Source organism: Phenylobacterium deserti, assembly GCF_003254705.1.
Taxonomy (GTDB): domain Bacteria; phylum Pseudomonadota; class Alphaproteobacteria; order Caulobacterales; family Caulobacteraceae; genus Phenylobacterium; species Phenylobacterium deserti.
In genome coordinates this window covers 357,802-374,628 of record NZ_QFYR01000001.1, presented here as the reverse complement: position 1 = coordinate 374,628, position 16,827 = coordinate 357,802, and the positions used below count along the sequence as shown (strand labels likewise).

Here is a 16,827-nt window from a genome sequence, read left to right as displayed (position 1 = left end):
GGCAGGGTGACGTTGCGTCACCCGAATGTAGCCCTTCCTCCGCGAAGAGATCTCGTGGCTTCCGCCATACGCTGCTCAAGGAAGCGCCGCTCTGCCTGCGGAGGCGACAGACGGAGCGCCGCCTCGAAGGCCTGAATCGCAGCCTCGTGTTCCCCAGCCTGGTTAAGCAGGCTTGCGCGCGCGGCATGGTAGGGACGCCACGTTTGCACGCGGGGTTCATCGGCCAGTTGCGCCAGGGCTCTCAATCCCTCGTCCGCCCCGAAGGCCTTCCCGCGGCTGACCGCGCGGTTCACCTGCACCACGACGTCCGGACGCATTGCGATCAGCGCGTCGTAGAGCCGTGCAATCTCGGCCCAGGGCGCAGCGCCCGTCTCTGCACGGGAGAGGTGGGCCGCGTGGATAGCGGCCAGGATCTGTCTCGCACCCAGCCGGCCCATCTCTGCGGAGCGCTCCAACAGCCCCGCGCCCTCGACCATCAGGTCGCGGCGCCAGAGTGCGGGATCCTGATCCTCCAGCGGAACCATGACCCCGTACCTATCCAGGCGCGCCGGACGCCGGGCTTCGGCGAACCGCACTAGGGCCGCCAAGGCGAGGACTTCCGGCTCTTGCGGCAAAACCTCGGCCAGCACGCCGGAGAGCCGCAGCACCTCGGCGGTAAATGGCGCAGCCTCTTCCGTCAGGGCGGCGTCCTCGTAAGCCTGGGCGTAGGCGACCTCGAGGGTGGAGAGCACCGCATCGAGCCGCTCGGGCCAGTCTGCCGGCTCCGGTATTGCGAACGGCACGCCGGCTGCCTGGATCTTCCGCTTCGCGCGCGTAATGCGCTGGAGCATGGTCGGCTCGCTTACCAGGAACGCTCGGGCCAGCCGCTCCGTGGAGAGACCGCAGACCACCTTCAGTGTGAGGGCCGCGCGGGTATCGGGCGCCAGGGCGGGGTGGCTGCAGACGAATATGAGGCGCAGGCGCTCGTCAGGGATCGGCTCGCGAGCGGCGATCAGGAGCTCCTCGGGCGTAGCCTCCGGCTGCCGCAGGTCGTGCTGCGCGCGGCGCCGCACCGCTGCCTTACGTCTGGCGTCGATGGCGCGGCGCACGGCGGCTCGCCAGAGCCAGGCCGCGTGATCACCCGGCGGCTGCTGGCGCCACGCCACCAGGGCCGCCGCTGCGGCGTCGGAGAACGCATCTTCGGCAAGGTCGAGGTCGCGGAAGCGCGCGGCCAGGGCGGCGACCACCCTCGGACGCACCGCCGCGATCTGCCCGCCGTCAGTCGTCTTCACGCATTAGCGGCCGGACCTCCACCTTGCCGCCCTCCGCAACAGGTATCCGACGCGCGATCGCCAACGCCTCGTCCAGGTCGTCTACTTCGATAAGGTAGTAGCCGCCCAGCTGCTCGTGCGTCTCTGCAAACGGGCCGTCGTGCACGGTCTGCTGACCACCCCCGGTCACGACGGTGGTGGCGGTGTCTACGCCCTGAAGGCCGCCGCCGCCCTTCTGAATGCCGGCGGCGATCAGCTCTTCTGCCAAGGCCATATGCTTGGCCACAATTTCGGTCAGCCGGCGCTCGCCGGCTTCCCCCTGGTATGCGGATTCCGGCTCATAGATCAGAAGCATGTACTGCACGGCTCTGGTCCCCCCTCTCGGCTCAAGGATGTCCGACGCACAGCGTTGCGTCAGCAGGGAGACGTGGAGGAGCGGCCGGATTCGACAGGCCCTCGTCTTTTCCGCTCAGCCGGCCAAGGTTTCCGCGAACCGGACCGGCTGGCCGCGGTGCGGGGCCACCACCTCGTCGTCGCGCATCACCACCTGGCCGCGGATGATGGTGGCCATCGGCCAGCCCTTGGCTTCGAACCCATCGAAGGGGGTCCAGCCGGAGCGATTGGCTTGCGCATCGTGGGTGATGGTGCGCCGCGCCTTCAGGTCCACCAGCGTCAGGTCGGCGTCGAAGCCCACCGCCAGCCGGCCCTTGTCCGCCAGGTTGAAGATGCGGTTGGCGCCATGGCTCGTCAGGTCGACCAGCCGCTCCAGCGACATCCGCCCCTCCGCCACATGGGTCAGCATGATCGGCAGCAGGGTCTGCACGCCCGGCATGCCCGAAGGCGAGGCGGGGTATGGACGGGCTTTTTCTTCCTTGGTGTGCGGGGCGTGGTCGGAGCCGATCACGTCCACCACCCCGTTGGCGATGCCGACCCACAGGCCGTCGCGGTGCTCCGCCGTGCGGATCGGCGGGTTCATCTGGGCGTAGGCGCCGAGCCGCTCGTAGGCCTCTGGCGCCGCCAGTGTCAGGTGCTGCGGCGTGACCTCGACCGAGGCGATATCCTTGTGCGCGGCGAGATAGGCGATCTCGTCCCGCGTAGTGACGTGCAGGACGTGGATGCGCTTGCCCAGGCTGCGGGCGATGCGGACCAGGCGCTCGGTGGATTGGATCGCCGCCTGCGCGTCGCGGACCTCCGGGTGGCTGGTCCAGTCGCCGGTGCGGGCGAGCTCCCGGCGCTCCGCCAGACGGTACTCGTCCTCGGAGTGGAACGCGGCGCGGCGGTTGATGTGGCGCAGCACCTGCTCGACGCCCTCGTCGTCCTGCACCAGCAGGGTGCCTGTGGAGGCGCCCATGAACACCTTGATCCCGCAGCAGCCGGGCAGGCGCTCCAGCTCGCCCAGGAAGCGCGCGTTCTCGTGCGTCCCGCCCACATAGAAGGCGTGATCGCAGTGCATCCGGTCCTTGGCCCGCGCCAGCTTGTCGGCCAGGGCGTCCGGGTCGGTGGTGTTCGGCTGGGTGTTCGGCATCTCGAACACCGCGGTGACGCCGCCCAGCACCGCGCCGCGGGAGCCGGTCTCGAGGTCTTCCTTCCATTCCAGGCCTGGCTCGCGGAAGTGCACCTGGGTGTCGATCACCCCGGGCATCACCAGCAGGCCGGAGGCGTCGAACACCTCCCCGGCCGAGGCTTGGGAAAGGTCGCCCATGGCGACCACCTTGCCGCCGCGAACGCCGATGTCGGCAGGGCCGCGTCCGGCGTGGTTGATCACATCGCCGCCACGCACGATCAGGTCGAAGGTCTCTGGCATGGGCCTACTCTGAAGGGGCGGCGGGCGGATCGCCAGCCTCGGTTTCGGAAAGCAAGGTGCGGGCAGCCTCGAAAACGCGCTCCACGCCCAGGTCCATCATGTGGCAGACCGCCTGCGACAGGTGGGGATCCACCGCCCGGATCTGCTCCAGCGTCCGCGCCCCGCGCACCACCCGCGCGTTCGCGCCCCAGGGTGCGTAGAGCCGATCGTCAGAGGGGCCGAACAGGCCAAGCGTCGGGCAGCCTGCGGCCGCCGCGAGGTGCATCGTCCCGGAATCGTTGCCGATGAACAGGCGCGCCCGCTTCAGACAGGCGTAGGCGGTGACCAGGTCCACCCGGCCAGCCAGGTCGATGAAGCGCTTGCGCGGAACCACATCCTTCAGACCCTGCACCAGCTTGGCGTCGTCCGGCCCGCCCAGCACCATCAGCCGCCCGCCGCGCATCGGCCCGTCGGATCCCAGCAGCCGCATGGCCACCCGGCTGAACCGCTCCAGCGGCCAGGTTTTGCCCACCCAATTGGCGGCGGGCGCCAGGGCCAGGATCGGACCGCTCCCGCCGGTCAGGTCGTCAGCGTAGGTCTCGACCTGCGGCGAGGTGAAGATGAAGGGAGCCGCCGGCTCGTCCTCGATCCGCAGCACCCGCGCCGCTTCCATGACCTTGTGGATCGGCTCGCCCGCGCTCTTGCGATGCACCGCGCGCCGCTTGGTGGACACCAGCCGCGATATGGCCGAGCCGCGCAGGTCGACCACCAGGCCCCAGCGCCGTTTGCGCACCTGCCGCCACAGGTCGAACCAGTGGCTGCCGTCCTTGGACTTGGTGAAGACGATGATCTCGTCGAGGTTCGGGACGGCCGCGAACAGGGGCGCGGCCGCCGGCCCCGCCACGATGGTGAAGCTCGCCTGTGGGATCTCGTCCGCGAGCCGTTTGATCAGGCCGGACGACAGCACGGCGTCGCCGATCCGCGTCGCCGTGATGAACAGAATTGGAAAGGACCCGCGCGCCATTGGCCGATCTATAGAAGCGTCCCTGCTGGCGCTCCAATGGCCGCGCGCCCATTTTGTTCGCCATGACCGCCGACTCGCCCACATTCGCCCCTCTGCCGAGCCGCGCCGTGATTGCGGTGTCGGGCCCCGAGTGGCGAGCCTTCCTGCACAACCTGCTCACTCAGGACGTGGAAACGATCGGCGAGGGCAAGGCGCGCTTCGGCGGCCTGCTCACGCCTCAGGGCCGGCTGCTCTACGATCTGTTCGTGGTGGGTCGTGCGGACGGCGTTTGGCTGGATGTCGCAGCCGAGCACCGAGAGGCCATCCTTCAGCGCCTTCTGATGTATCGGCTCCGCGCCAAGGTCGAGATTGCGGCCTCGGACGCCGCGGTCTCCGCTCTGTTTTCCGCCGATCCGCAGGACGCCACGGATCCGGGCGCCGGGGCCGGAGAATGGGTAGGCGACCCGCGGCTCCCCGCCCTCGGCCTGCGCGGGTACGGCGCTGAAGGTCCAGTCGGCGCCCGTGCCGGCGACGAAGCAGACTACGACGCTCACCGTCTCGCGCTTGGCGTGCCCGGACCTGCGGACTGGGGTTCGGACCGGACCTACCCGATCGAGGCCAACTTCGACCTGCTGGCCGGCATCGACTTCCACAAAGGCTGCTTCGTCGGCCAGGAGACGACCTCCCGGATGAAGCGGCGCGGCACGGTGAAGAACCGCATGCTGCCGCTTCTCTTCGATGGACCGGCCCCGCCCTTCGGTGCGGAAGTGCTGGCCGGCGACCTTCGAGCCGGCGAGGTGCTGTCGGGCGCCCACGGCCGGGCCATGGCCCTGCTGCGTCTGGACCGCATCGAGGGCGCGGAGCTGTCGGTGGACGGCCGGGCCGTGCGGGTGCAACGGCCGGCCTGGTTCGAGGCCGCGCTCGGCCAAGCTGCGGCCTAAGCTCCTCGGTCTCGAAACGCCCTTGAGGTTTTCGCCCGGCTCGGCAGAGAGTGCCGGCGATGACGATGTTGCCTCCCCTCCAGCGGTGCACGTGGCGCGGCATGGCCGGCGACGCGCTCTACGAGGCCTATCACGACACCGAATGGGGCGTGCCCGAGTACGATAGCCGGGCGCTGTGGGAGAAGCTGGTGCTGGACGGCTTCCAGGCCGGGCTCTCCTGGATCACGATCCTGCGCAAGCGCGACGCCTTCCGCGCCGCCTTCGACGGCTTCGATCCTGAGAAGGTGGCCGCCTACACGGACGCGGATCGCGCACGGCTGATGGCCGACCCGGGCATCGTCCGCTCCAACGCCAAGATCGACGCCGCCATCGGCTCGGCCCGCGCCTATCTCGCCATGCGCGAGGCAGGCGAGGACTTCTCCGAGTTTTGCTGGGGCTTCGTGGGCGGCAAGCCGCTGCAGAACCGCTGGGACGCGGGCGAGGTGCCCGCCCAGACGCCGCTCGCGGTGGAGGTTTCCAAGGCGCTCAAGGCCCGCGGCTTCAAGTTCGTGGGCCCGGTGATCGTCTACGCCTGGATGCAGGCCACCGGTCTGGTCAACGACCACCTGACCTGCTGTTTCCGCCACGACCAAGTCAAACCTAAGGACGCCTGACCATGGCCAAGGGACCGACCATGAGCCTGGAGAAGGCGTTCCTGGACGGCCACGTCTGCGGCGTGGACGAGGCTGGCCGCGGCCCGTGGGCTGGACCAGTCAGCGCCGCGGCGGTGATCCTGCACCCGCGCAAGATCCCCAAGGGCCTAGACGACTCCAAGAAGCTGTCGGCCAAGACCCGCGAGAGCCTCGAGGTCGAGATCAAGTCCAAGGCGCTCGCCTGGGGCGTGGGCTTCGCCTCGGTGGAAGAGATCGCCGAACTGAACATCCTCCACGCGACAGGCCTAGCCATGTGCCGGGCGATCGAGGCCATGGCGGTGCAGCCGACCTATGCGCTTGTGGACGGCAACTACCGCTTCAAGCTGCCTTGCCAGGTGACCACGGTCGTGGGCGGCGACGCCAAGTCCAAGTCCATCGCCGCGGCCTCCATTCTGGCCAAGGTCGCCCGTGACCGGCTGATGGTCGAAATGGACGCGCTTTATCCCGGCTACGGCTTCGCCGGGCACAAGGGTTACCGCGCCCCGATTCACGCCAAAGCCTTGCTGGAGCTTGGGCCCTGCGAGTTGCATCGCCGCGCCTGGGGGCCGGTCAAGCTCGCGTTGATGGGCAAGGACCCGCTGCAGGCTTTCGAGGACGCCATGCAGGAACAGCTGCCGCTCGAGGCTGCGGAGTAGGCGGCCGGCGGCCGTTTACATCCTGTTCACCACGTTTCGTAAGCAGCTCTTCACCACGAGGACTCAGGATTCCGTCTCCTAATCTGTGAGGCGTAGATGGGCGTTCCGTCCGAGACGATCATCCTGGGCGACAGCCTGGAAGAGCTGAAGAAGCTTCCCGACCGTTCGGTCGACCTGGTGTTCGCCGATCCGCCGTACAACCTTCAGCTCGGCGGCGACCTGCTGCGGCCGGACAACTCCAAGGTGGACGCGGTCGACGACGACTGGGACCGCTTCGAGAGCTTCGAGGCCTACGACGTCTTCACCAAGGCCTGGCTCAAGGAATGCCGCCGCGTGCTGAAGGACGACGGCGCGCTGTGGGTCATCGGCAGCTACCACAACATCTTCCGCGTGGGCGCGACGCTGCAGGACCTGGGCTTCTGGATCCTGAACGACATCATCTGGCGCAAGTCCAACCCGATGCCGAACTTCAAGGGCACCCGGTTCACCAACGCCCACGAGACCCTGATCTGGGCCTCCAAGAGCCGGGGCGGCAAGCGCTACACCTTCAACTACGACGCCATGAAGATGGCCAATGACGAGCTGCAGATGCGCTCGGACTGGACGCTGGCGCTGTGCACCGGCGAGGAGCGGCTGAAGGACTCCACGGGCGCCAAGGCCCACCCGACACAGAAGCCCGAGGCCCTGCTGCACCGGGTGATCATGGCCTCCACCAAGCCGGGCGACGTGATCCTTGATCCGTTCTTCGGCACCGGCACCACGGGCGCGGCGGCCAAGCGGCTGGGCCGCAAGTTCATCGGCATCGAGCGCGAGCAGGCCTATGCCGACCTCGCTCGCGAGCGGATCGCCCGCGTGATCCCCGCCTCGCCGGACGAGGTGATGGTCACCGGCTCCAAGAAGAGCGAGCCGCGCGTGCCCTTCGGCCACATCGTGGAAGCGGGCCTGCTGCGCGCCGGCGACGTGCTCTACGATCCGCAAGGCCGGCACGCCGCCAAGGTCCGCCCCGACGGCAGCCTGGCCGTCGGCGAGATGACCGGCTCGATCCACAAGGTCGGCGCGATGGTTCAGTCGGCGCCCGCCTGCAACGGCTGGACCTACTGGCACTTCAAGTCGGACAAGGGCCTCGCCCCCATCGACGTGCTGCGCGCCAAGGTCCGCAACCAGATGGCCGTCGCCTAGAGCAGGTTCGTCAGGCCGGCCTTCGCCGCTTTCAGGAAGACGCTGGGGAGGGCGTCGAGGTCGCGGCGCGGGCTCCAGATCACCTCGCCCGCGTCGCCCTCGGCCCGCAGCAGCTGCAGGGTCAGGGTGAAGTGCGTGAAGCCGTGCTCCACTTCGCCGACGCCGCGCCACGGCGCGTCGGCCGGCGCGGCCGCCAGGGCCTCGGTCTCGCTCCAGCGCTCGGCGCGCCACTCAGACGTGGGCAGCGCCAGCATTCCGCCCAGCAGCCCCTTGGGCGGACGGCGCACCAGGGCCACCTCGTCGCCACGGGTCAGGACGTAAGCCACGCCATAGCGATGCGGCCGCTCCGCCTTGGCGCTTTTACGAGGGAAGCTGTCCGGCGCGCCCGTGGCCAGGGCTGCGCAGTGCTCCGCCACCGGACACCGATCGCACAGCGGCGACTTCGGCCGGCAGATGGTGGCGCCCAGGTCCATCAGCGCCTGCGCCCAGTCGCCCGGTCGATCGTCCCGCACCAGCGCGCCTGCCAGCCGCTTCAGCTCCGGCTTGCCGGCGGGCAGGGGCTGCTCCACCGCGAACAGGCGGCTCATCACCCGCTCGACGTTGCCGTCGACCACATTGGTCGGCAGGTCGAAGGCGATCGCCCCCACCGCCGCGGCCGTGTAGGGCCCAAGGCCCGGCAGGCCTCGCAGACCTTCCTCGGTGTCCGGGAACACCCCGCCGTGGTCGCGGGCCACCGCCCGGGCGCAGGCCAGCAGGTTGCGGGCGCGGGCGTAGTAGCCAAGCCCTGCCCACGCGGCCATCACGTCCTCGTCGGGCGCGGCCGCCAGGTCGCTGACCGTCGGCCAGCGGGCGGTGAACTTCAGAAAGTACGGCGTGGCGTGCGGCACCGTGGTCTGCTGCAGCATCACTTCCGACAGCCACACCCGGTAGGGATCGGACCGCACCCCCGCCGCCCCCTCAGCCGGTCCTGTCCGCCAGGGCAGGCTGCGGGCGTTGGCGTCGTACCAGTGCAGGAGCTGGGCGCGGAGCGTCTCGGCGGTCACGCTGTCCACATAGGGGGCCGGACGCGCGGCGTCACTGCGTCACGGGGAACGCTTCGCCTTCGCGACCGGGCGCGCTAGGTTCTGCCCATGCGCCGGCGCCTGCCCACGCCCGATGAAGCGCTCCGCATCCTGGCGGAGAAGCGGACCCGTCCGCCCCACCGGCCGCCGCCGGTGGCCGGCAAGGCGCTGAACCGCACCCTGCGCGATTTCGACAGCAAGTACGGGCAAGGCCCGGGCGCCCTGATGGCCCGCTGGCGCGAAGTAGTGGGCCCCGAGATCGCCAAGCGCACCGAGCCCGTGAAGCTGACCCGCGGCCGCAACGGCGCGCCCTCCAGCCTGGAGATCCGGGTCGCCGGTCCCGCCGCGGCCATCATTCAGCACCAGGCCCACGACATCCTCGCCCGGGTGAACCTCTTCCTGGGCGCCGACGCGGTGCAGAAGCTGCGCATCGTGCAAGGCCCTCTGCGCGCCCAGACGGAAGGGGCCGCGCCCCTGCGCCGCCGGCCCAAGCCGCTGGACGCCGCCGAGGAGGCCAGGCTCGCCGCCAGCTTCGCCGACGCGCCCGACGGCAAGCTCAAGCAAGCCTTGTTGGCGCTGGGCCGCGGCGTCCTGCGGCAGGGACGCTGAGTTGACTCAAAAGCGCCGCCGTCCCATCGCAGTGGGCTGACAAAGCTCCCCCGGCTCACGCGGTCCGGGAATCGGGCATAAAATCGATCCTCAAGGGTTCAGGAAGGTCGCTTCAGAATGATCAGCCGCCGTCTTCTCGTCGCCGCAGCCGCCATGGTCGGCGGCCTGGCGCTCGCCGGATGCAGCAAGGGCGGCGCAGGTCCCGCCGAAGGTGACATGACCCTCGGCAGCGCGAACGCGCCCGTGAAGTTCGTGGAGTACGCCTCGGTCAGCTGCAGCCACTGCGCCACCTTCAACAACGAGGTCTTCCCGCAGTTCAAGGCCAAGTACATCGACACCGGCAAGGTGCAGTACACCCTGAAGGAATTCCTCACCCCGCCGGAGAACGTGGCCGCCGCCGGCTTCCTGACCGCGCGCTGCGCCGGCAAGGACAAGTACTTCAACGTCGTGGACGCCATCTTCCAGAACCAGAACGAAATGTTCCAGACCGGCGACGTGCGCGGCGTGCTGCTGCGCATCGCCCAGTCGGCGGGCCTGACCGAGCAGCAGTTCAACGCCTGCATCAACGACGAGACGGCCATCAAGGAACTGGATGAGCGGGTGAAACGCCACATCAAGGACGGCATCACCGGCACCCCGACCTTCATGGTCAACGGCAAGCAGGTCGCCGTGGGGGAAATCTCCATGGCTCAGATCGACGCCGCCGTGGCGGCAGCCGGCAAGTAAACCGTGTTCCGCTTCAGCCGCCGCCACGCCCTGATCGCCGCGCTCGCCCTTGCGGCGGCCGCTCCGGCGGCGGCTGCGCCGGGCGTCGCTGCGCCCGGCGACATGAGCCTCGGCAAGGCCAGCGCGCCGATCAAGGTCGTGGAGTACGCCTCCCTGACCTGCCCGCACTGCGCCACCTACAACGCCGAAGTCATCAGCGTTCTTAAGAGCCGCTACATCGACACCGGGCAGGTGCAGTTCACGCTGAAGGAGCTGCTGACCCCGCCGCAGACGGTGGCTGCGGCCGGCTTCCTGATGGCGCGCTGCGCCGGCCCGGACAAATACTTCAAGGTCGTCGATGACGTGTTCCGCAGTCAGTCGCGCTGGCGGGCGGGCGGCATCCGCCAGGTGCTGCTGCAGATCGCCATGGCCAACGGCCTGACCGAGCCGCAGTTCGAGGCCTGCCTCAAGGACGAGGCCCAGCTCGACGCCCTCGAGGCCCGCATCCGCAAGGTGGTCGAGGAGGACGGCATCGAGTCCACGCCGACCATCTTCGTCAACGGACGCAAGGTGGAGGGCCACACCCTGGCTGACCTCGAGGCGGCCATAGCCGCAGCACGCAAGTAAGGCGCGCGGCGGCCGTGCACTTCCAGCGGCTACGCCTCTCGGGCTTCAAGTCCTTCGTCGATCCCACCGAATTCCGGATCGAGCCGGGGCTTACGGCCATTGTGGGCCCGAACGGCTGCGGCAAGTCCAACCTGCTGGAAGCCCTGCGCTGGGTCATGGGCGCCAACTCCGCCAAGGCCATGCGGGCCGGCGGCATGGACGACGTCATCTTCGCCGGCTCCGGCAATCGCCCCTCGCGCAACCATGCCGAGGTGGCGCTGACCATCGACAATTCCGACCACCGCGCCCCGCCGGCCTTCAACGACCATCCGACGCTTGAGGTGGTGCGCCGGATCGACCGCGGCGCCGGCTCCACCTACCGGATCAATGGGCGAGAGGTGCGGGCCCGCGACGTCCAGCTGCTGTTCGCCGACGCCTCGACCGGCGCCAGTTCGCCGGCGCTGGTCCGCCAGGGGCAGATCTCCGAGCTGATCGGCGCCAAGCCGCAGAACCGGCGCCTGATCCTGGAGGAGGCCGCCGGCGTGTCCGGCCTGCATTCCCGCCGTCACGAGGCCGAGCTGCGCTTGCGGGCGGCGGAAACCAACCTGTCCCGCCTCGACGACGTGGCCGGCGAGTTGGAGAGCCAGCTCAACCGGCTGAAGCGCGAAGCCCGCCAGGCCGAGCGCTTCAAGCGCCTGTCCGCCGAGATCCGGGCCCTCCAAGGCGCCGTGCTCTACGCCCGTTGGGCCGAAGCCCGCGACGCCGCCCTGCGGCTGAAGGGCGAGGCGCAGGACGCCGTCCGCGCTGTGGAGGAGACCGCCCGGGCCGCCGCCGCCGCGACCACCCGCGCGGCCACGGCCGAGGAAGCCATCAAGCCGCTGCGCGAGGCCGAAACCGTCGCCGCCGCCATCCTGCACAAACTGGCCATCGACAAGGACCGGCTGGACCGCGAGGCCGAGGCGCACGCCGCCGAGCTGGAGCGGCTGGCTGGCGAACTCGCCCGCCTCGACGCCGACCGCGCCCGCGAAACCCACATCGTCGAGGACGCGGGCGCCGCGCTCGAGCGCCTGGCCGACGACATCGCCGCGGTCGAGGCCGCCGTCGCCGCCGCGCCCGAACGCGCGCCGGAGCTGGAAGCCCAGCTCGCCTCGGCCGAAGCCGCCCGCGCCGCCGCCGACGCCCAGGTCGAGACCCTGGCCGGTCAGCTCGCCGCGCAGGAAGCCGTTCGCCGCGCCGCCGCCCAGCGGATCGAGGAGGCGCAAGGCCGTGTCGCCCGCACCCGGCGCGCTCTGGACCAGGCCCGCGCCGAGCGCGCCGCCCTGGGTCCGCTTTCCAACCCGCAGGCCGAAGAGACCCGCGCCGCGCTGGCCGCGGCCGAAGCGGCCCTTGCCGCCGCTCGCGCCGCTCTGGAGGCCGCCGAAGACGAGCGGGCCAAGGCCAACGAGGCGGAGGCCGCCGCCCGCGACGCCGCCCGCAAGCTCGACGAACAGCTGGGCCGCTACACCGCCGAGGCGCGCGCGCTGGCCGGCCTGGTGGCCCAGGCCAAGCGCGGCGGCTTCACGCCGGCGCTCGACCAGGTCGCGCCCGACCGCGGCTATGAGGTCGCCCTCGCCGCGGCCTTGGGCGACGACCTCGACGCGGCTCTGGACCCCAAGGCGCCCGCCTTCTGGGGCGGTCGCGATGCAGCGCCGCCTATATGGCCGCAGGGCGCCACGCCCCTGGGGCCACTCGTAAAAGCCCCGCCCGCGCTCGCCGCCCGCCTCGCCTTCACCGCCCTCGTGGACCGCGCGGACGGCGAGCGGCTGCAGAAGACGCTGTCGCCCGGCTGCCGCCTCGTCTCCCGCGAGGGCGACCTTTGGCGGTGGGACGGCTTCACCGCCCGCGCCGAGGCGCCGAAACCGGCCGCCATCCGCCTGGAACAGAAGACCCGCCTGGCCGAGGTGGAGCGCGACGTGGAGCGTCTGACGCCCCGCGCCAAGCAGGCCCGCGAGGAACAGGCCGCCGCCGCCGCCCGGGTGCGAGCCGCCGACGAGACCCTCCGCATCGCCCGCCGCGAGCCCGCGGTGCACGAACAGAAAGCCTCCCAGGCCCGCGCCGCGGTGGAGCGCCTGGAGCGGGAGGCCGCCCGCAAGGAAGCCGCCGCCGCCTCGCTCGAAGACCTGATCGTCCGCTTCGAGGCGGAGTACGCCGAACATGACGCGGCGCTGCAGGCCGCCAGCGCCGACGCCGCTCCGGCCGCCGACGCCGAGCTGGCCCAAAGCCTCGCCGCCGCCCGCACCGCCGCGGCCGCCGCGCGTGAGGCGGCCACCGCCGCCCGCAGCGCCTTGGACCTGGAGAAGCGGGAGCGGGAAGGCCGCACGCGCCGGCTGGAGCAGCTCACTCGCGACCGCGACGACTGGGCCCGCCGCACCCAGGCCGCCGCCAAGCGGCTGGAAGCGCTGGCCGACGCACGGGTCAAGGCGCAGGCGGCCCTCGATCGGGCCCGCGAGGCGCCAGGCGCGCTCGAATCACGCCGCGCGGGCTTGCTGGATGAGTTCGCCGCCGCCGAGGCTCGCCGCGCCAAATCCTCCGACGCCCTGGCCGCCGCCGAGCGGGAGCGCGCCGAGGCCGATCGCGCCCTACGGACCGCCGAAGCCCAGGCCTCCGAAGCGCGCGAGGTGCGCGCCAGCCTCGCCGCCCACGCCGAAGCCGCCGCCCAGCGTCTGGAGGAGGTCACCGGTCAGATCCGCGAGACCGCCCGCATGGAGCCGGAGGAGCTCGCCCGCCGGCTGGCCGACGAGGCGGTGGCGATCCCGCAGGACGCCGGCGGCATGGAGGCGCACCTCTACAATCTCGAGCGGCAGCGCGACGCGATTGGGCCGGTCAACCTGCGGGCCGACGACGAGGCGGGCGAACACTCGGCGCGGCTGCAGCTGATGCAAACCGAGCGGGCGGACCTCACCGGCGCCATCGCCCGCCTGCGCCAGGGCATCGACGAGCTGAACGGCGAGGGTCGCGAGCGCCTGGTCGCCGCCTTCGAGGTGATCAACGGCCAGTTCAAGACCCTGTTCGAGAGCCTGTTCCAGGGCGGCCAGGCCGAGCTGCGCCTCGTCGAATCGGATGATCCGCTGGAGGCCGGGCTGGAGATCTACGCCTGTCCGCCCGGCAAGCGTCTGGCCTCCATGAGCCTGATGAGCGGCGGCGAGCAGGCGCTCACCGCCATGGCGCTGATCTTCGCCGTCTTCCTCGCCCAGCCCGCGCCGATCTGCGTGTTGGACGAGGTGGACGCGCCCCTCGACGACGCCAACGTCGACCGCTTCTGCAACCTGCTGGACGAGATGCGCAGTCGCACCCAGACGCGCTTCATCACTATCACCCACAATCCGGTGACCATGGCGCGGATGGACCGGCTGTTCGGCGTGACCATGGCCGAGCGCGGCGTGTCCCAGCTGGTGTCGGTCGACCTGCGGCAAGCAGAGGCCATGGCCGCCCAGTAGCGCCTTTCAACAGCCTTCGCCTGTGAGAATGCCGCAGGCAAGCGAAACGCCAGTTTTTTCCGCAACTTACGATGCGTCCGCCCAGCCTTGACGCACAGAAGTACGGTCTATAGGTTCCGCGCCACTTCCAGCCCCCCAGGCGCGGCGGCCGTCGCGGTCGCGCGAGTGACCTCGAGACGCATGCCGCAATCGGAAGACACGCGCGACGAGGAGCTCCGGCGCCTCGAAGAAAGGGCCGAAGCGCTTCACGCGCGTACGGCTCCGCCTCCCGCTCGTGACTACGGCTCCCAGGCCGCCGGCTACGGCTATCGGATCTTGGGTGTGTTGCTGGGTGGCTTGTTCGTGGGGATGGGCTTCGGTGCGGCGTTCGACGTCGTGGCGAAAACCTCTCCGCTGGGCCTCATCGTTGGGGTCCTTCTAGGCTTTGCGGTCTCCATCTGGATGGCGGTCCGCTCAGCCCGTGTCATGGCGGCCGAAGCGTCGCGGGAATGGGGTCCTCCAAAGGACCTCGGCCCCGAGGACGACGTCGAGGAAGATTAGGGAGTTCGAGGCGGCATGGCCGACCCGATGCACCAGTTCGAGGTCCAGAAGATCGTGGACCTGCCCGATTTCTCCATTCCGGGGGTCGGCGTCATCGACATGGCGTTCACCAATTCGACTCTGGCGATGACCCTGGCCGCCGGCGCGATCGTCGCGTTCATGGCCGTCAGCACCGCCAAGGTCTCGGTCGTCCCCGGTCGCCTGCAGGCGATGGGCGAGGGCGCCTTCAGCTATATCGACAACCTGACCACCAGCATCATCGGGCATGAAGGCCGGAAGTTCTTCCCCTTCATCTTCACCCTGTTCCTGTTCATCCTGGCGATGAACATCCTGGGCCTGTTCCTGGTGTTCACCGCCACCTCGCAGCTGGCCGTCACCGCCACCCTGGCGATCATGACGATCCTCCTGGTGCTGATCGTCGGCTTCGCGCGCAACGGCGCCAGCATGTACAAGCTGTTCGTGCCCGCGGGCGTGCCCTGGTACATGCTGCTGCTGGTCACGCCGATCGAGTTCATCTCGTTCCTGCTGCGTCCCGCCACCCTTGCGCTTCGTCTGTTCGGCAACATGCTCGGCGGCCACGTGGCCCTGAAGGTGTTCGCCGGCTTCATCATCTCGCTCGGCGGCCTGGCGGCCGGCGGCGGGCTGGGCCTGCTCGGCATCCCCGGTGCGGCGGTGTCGCTCGGCGGCGTGGTCGCCCTGACTGCGCTCGAGTTCCTGGTGGCCTTCCTGCAGGCCTTCGTTTTCGCGGTTCTGACCTGCGTCTACCTGAACGACGTGGTCAACCTCGGCCATCACCACTGACGGCCAAACACCAACCTCAATCTTTCAACTCAGGACTAGACTCTCATGGAAGCTGAAGCCGCTAAGTACATCGGTGCGGGCCTCGCCACCCTCGGCATGATCGGCGCTGCCGTCGGCGTGGGCAACATCTTCGCGGGCTTCCTGCAAGGCGCGACCCGTAACCCGTCGGCCGCCGGCAGCCAGTTCACCAACCTGATCCTGGGCGCCGCTCTGACGGAAGCCCTGGGCATTCTGGCCTTCGTGCTCGGCCTGCTGATCCTCTTCAGCTAAGCCCTGCATCCGCGGACGGTGCGGCGCGCCCGAGGGCTCGCCGCCATCCGCCACCGAAGGACGTCTACGCCTTATGGCCGCTCAGACCACACACAACGCAGGCGACGCCCACGACGGTAACCCCGTCGCGGAAGCTGCCGAAGCCGTGCACGGCCACGAGGTTCCGGCCGGCACGACCGAAGTCGCCGCCCACGGCGGCGAAGGCGGCGGCCTGCCTCAGTTCCGGATGGAGTACTGGGGCGGCCAGATCATCTGGCTGCTGATCATCTTCGCCGTCCTGTACGCCCTGCTCGCCAAGGTCTTCGTGCCGCGGCTGCGCAAGATCCAGGACACGCGGGCCCAGACCATCGCCGAGGCGGTGGAACAGGCGCGCACGGTGCAAGCTGAAGCCGACGCCCAGGCCAAGGCCGCCCAGGCCGAGCTCGAGGACGCCCGCGCCCAGGCGCGCCGCCTCGCCGCCGACGCCAAGGCCAAGGCTCAGGCCGAGATGGCCGCCAGCCAGGCTGCCGAGGACCAGCGCCTCAACGCCGAGCTGGAACAGGCGGAGGCTCGCATCCGCGGCCTGCGCGACCAGGCCATGAGCAATGTCCGCGGCATCGCCGCCGACACGGCCGAAGCCATGGTCGCCAAGCTCACCGGTCAGGCTCCGTCCCGCGCCGACATCGACGCGGCCCTCGCCGGCCGTACGACGGAAGGAGCCGCCTGATGCCCGCGTTCCTCAATCCCGCTGAAGCGGAGATGTGGGTCGGCGTCGGCCTGCTGATCTTCCTGGCCATCGTCATCTTCGGCGCCAAGGCTCCGAAGAAGGTGACGGCCGCGCTGGACGCCAAGGCCGCCTCGATCCAGGCCGACCTGGACGAAGCCGCCCGCATCCGTGAGGAGGCCACCCGCCTTCTCGAGCAGCTCAAGGCCGAACGCGCGCAAGCCGAGCGTCAGGCCAAGGAGATGCTGGAAGCGGCGCACGCCGAAGCCCGCCGCCTGGAAGCCGATGCGAAAGCCAAGCTCGAAGAGAGCCTGACCCGTCGTCGGGCCTTGGCGGAACGCAAGATCGCCACGGCCGAGGCGCAAGCCGCCGCCGAGGTGAAGGCCGCCGCCGCCGAACTCGCCGCCCAGGCCACCGAGGCGCTGCTCGTCCAGCGCCTGGCCGGCGCCAAGTCGGACCCGCTGGTGGACGCCGCCATCGGCCAGCTGGCCACCAAGCTTCAGTAGCGCCCAGCAGCGCCGCTGAAACGGACAAGCCCCGGGTAACCCCCGGGGCTTTTTCGTTTCGCCATCG

18 protein-coding genes are annotated in these 16,827 nt (G+C 70.1%); 13 read left to right on the top strand and 5 right to left on the bottom strand.

Annotated features, from left to right (window positions below; translation table 11 throughout):
* Nucleotides 1-17 precede the first annotated feature (17 nt).
* From DJ018_RS01870 to DJ018_RS01855, 4 genes are all read right to left on the bottom strand, one after another.
* Complete coding sequence (locus tag DJ018_RS01870) at nucleotides 18-1,271, bottom strand: RNA polymerase sigma factor (RefSeq protein ID WP_240609429.1); 1,254 nt, start codon at nucleotides 1,269-1,271, stop codon at nucleotides 18-20.
* A complete protein-coding gene (locus DJ018_RS01865) occupies nucleotides 1,258-1,605 on the bottom strand; it encodes a YciI family protein (protein WP_240609490.1) in 348 nt (115 codons plus the stop codon). The genes DJ018_RS01870 and DJ018_RS01865 overlap by 14 nt, the downstream gene beginning before the upstream one ends.
* Before the next feature lie 114 nt (nucleotides 1,606-1,719).
* Nucleotides 1,720-3,054, bottom strand: coding sequence for a dihydroorotase (locus DJ018_RS01860; RefSeq protein WP_111513095.1), 1,335 nt, complete (start codon nucleotides 3,052-3,054; stop codon nucleotides 1,720-1,722).
* A gap of 4 nt (nucleotides 3,055-3,058) precedes the next feature.
* Complete coding sequence (locus DJ018_RS01855; RefSeq protein ID WP_111513094.1) at nucleotides 3,059-4,057, bottom strand: glycosyltransferase family 9 protein; 999 nt, start codon at nucleotides 4,055-4,057, stop codon at nucleotides 3,059-3,061.
* A 62-nt stretch (nucleotides 4,058-4,119) separates the two neighbouring features.
* Here DJ018_RS01855 and ygfZ point away from each other — a divergent pair, with 62 nt between their 5' ends.
* The 4 genes from ygfZ (at nucleotide 4,120) to DJ018_RS01835 (ending at nucleotide 7,483) form a co-directional block, all read left to right on the top strand.
* Nucleotides 4,120-4,977 (top strand): CAF17-like 4Fe-4S cluster assembly/insertion protein YgfZ, encoded by an 858-nt coding sequence (ygfZ, locus tag DJ018_RS01850; RefSeq protein ID WP_111514627.1) that lies wholly within the window; start codon nucleotides 4,120-4,122, stop codon nucleotides 4,975-4,977.
* 65 nt (nucleotides 4,978-5,042) lie between these two features.
* Entirely contained in the window at nucleotides 5,043-5,630 is a 588-nt protein-coding gene (locus DJ018_RS01845; RefSeq protein ID WP_420849498.1) for a DNA-3-methyladenine glycosylase I, read from the top strand.
* Nucleotides 5,631-5,632: 2 nt separating this feature from the next.
* Entirely contained in the window at nucleotides 5,633-6,304 is a 672-nt protein-coding gene (locus DJ018_RS01840) for a ribonuclease HII (RefSeq protein WP_111513093.1), read from the top strand.
* 96 nt (nucleotides 6,305-6,400) lie between these two features.
* On the top strand, nucleotides 6,401-7,483 hold the full coding sequence (locus tag DJ018_RS01835) for a site-specific DNA-methyltransferase (RefSeq protein ID WP_111513092.1): 1,083 nt from the start codon (nucleotides 6,401-6,403) through the stop codon (nucleotides 7,481-7,483).
* On the opposite strand, the gene mutY is transcribed toward DJ018_RS01835, so the two are convergent.
* Entirely contained in the window at nucleotides 7,480-8,526 is a 1,047-nt protein-coding gene (mutY, locus tag DJ018_RS01830; protein ID WP_111514625.1) for an A/G-specific adenine glycosylase, read from the bottom strand. The genes DJ018_RS01835 and mutY overlap by 4 nt on opposite strands.
* Nucleotides 8,527-8,613: 87 nt before the next feature.
* On the opposite strand from mutY, the gene DJ018_RS01825 reads away from it, so the two are divergent.
* From DJ018_RS01825 to DJ018_RS01785, 9 genes are all read left to right on the top strand, one after another.
* Nucleotides 8,614-9,153, top strand: a complete 540-nt coding sequence (locus DJ018_RS01825) for a DUF721 domain-containing protein (RefSeq protein WP_111513091.1) — start codon at nucleotides 8,614-8,616, stop codon at nucleotides 9,151-9,153.
* 117 nt (nucleotides 9,154-9,270) lie between these two features.
* Nucleotides 9,271-9,879: a DsbA family protein gene (locus DJ018_RS01820; RefSeq protein WP_111513090.1), complete on the top strand. Its 609-nt coding sequence runs from the start codon at nucleotides 9,271-9,273 to the stop codon at nucleotides 9,877-9,879.
* Between the two features lie 3 nt (nucleotides 9,880-9,882).
* Nucleotides 9,883-10,485, top strand: a complete 603-nt coding sequence (locus tag DJ018_RS01815) for a DsbA family protein (protein WP_240609428.1) — start codon at nucleotides 9,883-9,885, stop codon at nucleotides 10,483-10,485.
* Between the two features lie 14 nt (nucleotides 10,486-10,499).
* Nucleotides 10,500-13,940, top strand: a complete 3,441-nt coding sequence (locus tag DJ018_RS01810) for an AAA family ATPase (protein WP_111513089.1) — start codon at nucleotides 10,500-10,502, stop codon at nucleotides 13,938-13,940.
* A gap of 180 nt (nucleotides 13,941-14,120) precedes the next feature.
* Nucleotides 14,121-14,480, top strand: coding sequence for an AtpZ/AtpI family protein (locus DJ018_RS01805; protein WP_205853693.1), 360 nt, complete (start codon nucleotides 14,121-14,123; stop codon nucleotides 14,478-14,480).
* Nucleotides 14,481-14,495: 15 nt separating this feature from the next.
* Complete coding sequence (locus DJ018_RS01800) at nucleotides 14,496-15,281, top strand: F0F1 ATP synthase subunit A (protein ID WP_111513088.1); 786 nt, start codon at nucleotides 14,496-14,498, stop codon at nucleotides 15,279-15,281.
* Nucleotides 15,282-15,326: 45 nt separating this feature from the next.
* Nucleotides 15,327-15,551, top strand: coding sequence for a F0F1 ATP synthase subunit C (locus DJ018_RS01795; RefSeq protein ID WP_111513087.1), 225 nt, complete (start codon nucleotides 15,327-15,329; stop codon nucleotides 15,549-15,551).
* Between the two features lie 73 nt (nucleotides 15,552-15,624).
* The gene (locus tag DJ018_RS01790) at nucleotides 15,625-16,257 is read left to right on the top strand and encodes a F0F1 ATP synthase subunit B family protein (RefSeq protein WP_111513086.1); all 633 of its coding nucleotides are present in this window, start codon (nucleotides 15,625-15,627) and stop codon (nucleotides 16,255-16,257) included.
* Entirely contained in the window at nucleotides 16,257-16,760 is a 504-nt protein-coding gene (locus tag DJ018_RS01785) for a F0F1 ATP synthase subunit B (protein WP_111513085.1), read from the top strand. The genes DJ018_RS01790 and DJ018_RS01785 overlap by 1 nt, the downstream gene beginning before the upstream one ends.
* Nucleotides 16,761-16,827 lie beyond the last annotated feature (67 nt).

Bases quoted from the DNA above. Each gene is read 5' to 3' on its own strand.
- DJ018_RS01805 (WP_205853693.1), top strand. From the start codon at position 14,121: ATGCCGCAATCGGAAGACACGCGCGACGAGGAGCTCCGGCGCCTCGAA.
- DJ018_RS01855 (WP_111513094.1), bottom strand. From the start codon at position 4,057: ATGGCGCGCGGGTCCTTTCCAATTCTGTTCATCACGGCGACGCGGATC.
- DJ018_RS01820 (WP_111513090.1), top strand. From the start codon at position 9,271: ATGATCAGCCGCCGTCTTCTCGTCGCCGCAGCCGCCATGGTCGGCGGC.
- DJ018_RS01790 (WP_111513086.1), top strand. From the start codon at position 15,625: ATGGCCGCTCAGACCACACACAACGCAGGCGACGCCCACGACGGTAAC.
- DJ018_RS01840 (WP_111513093.1), top strand. From the start codon at position 5,633: ATGGCCAAGGGACCGACCATGAGCCTGGAGAAGGCGTTCCTGGACGGC.
- DJ018_RS01825 (WP_111513091.1), top strand. From the start codon at position 8,614: ATGCGCCGGCGCCTGCCCACGCCCGATGAAGCGCTCCGCATCCTGGCG.
- DJ018_RS01860 (WP_111513095.1), bottom strand. From the start codon at position 3,054: ATGCCAGAGACCTTCGACCTGATCGTGCGTGGCGGCGATGTGATCAAC.
- ygfZ (WP_111514627.1), top strand. From the start codon at position 4,120: ATGACCGCCGACTCGCCCACATTCGCCCCTCTGCCGAGCCGCGCCGTG.
- DJ018_RS01865 (WP_240609490.1), bottom strand. From the start codon at position 1,605: ATGCTTCTGATCTATGAGCCGGAATCCGCATACCAGGGGGAAGCCGGC.
- DJ018_RS01835 (WP_111513092.1), top strand. From the start codon at position 6,401: ATGGGCGTTCCGTCCGAGACGATCATCCTGGGCGACAGCCTGGAAGAG.
- DJ018_RS01795 (WP_111513087.1), top strand. From the start codon at position 15,327: ATGGAAGCTGAAGCCGCTAAGTACATCGGTGCGGGCCTCGCCACCCTC.
- DJ018_RS01800 (WP_111513088.1), top strand. From the start codon at position 14,496: ATGGCCGACCCGATGCACCAGTTCGAGGTCCAGAAGATCGTGGACCTG.
- DJ018_RS01845 (WP_420849498.1), top strand. From the start codon at position 5,043: ATGTTGCCTCCCCTCCAGCGGTGCACGTGGCGCGGCATGGCCGGCGAC.
- DJ018_RS01785 (WP_111513085.1), top strand. From the start codon at position 16,257: ATGCCCGCGTTCCTCAATCCCGCTGAAGCGGAGATGTGGGTCGGCGTC.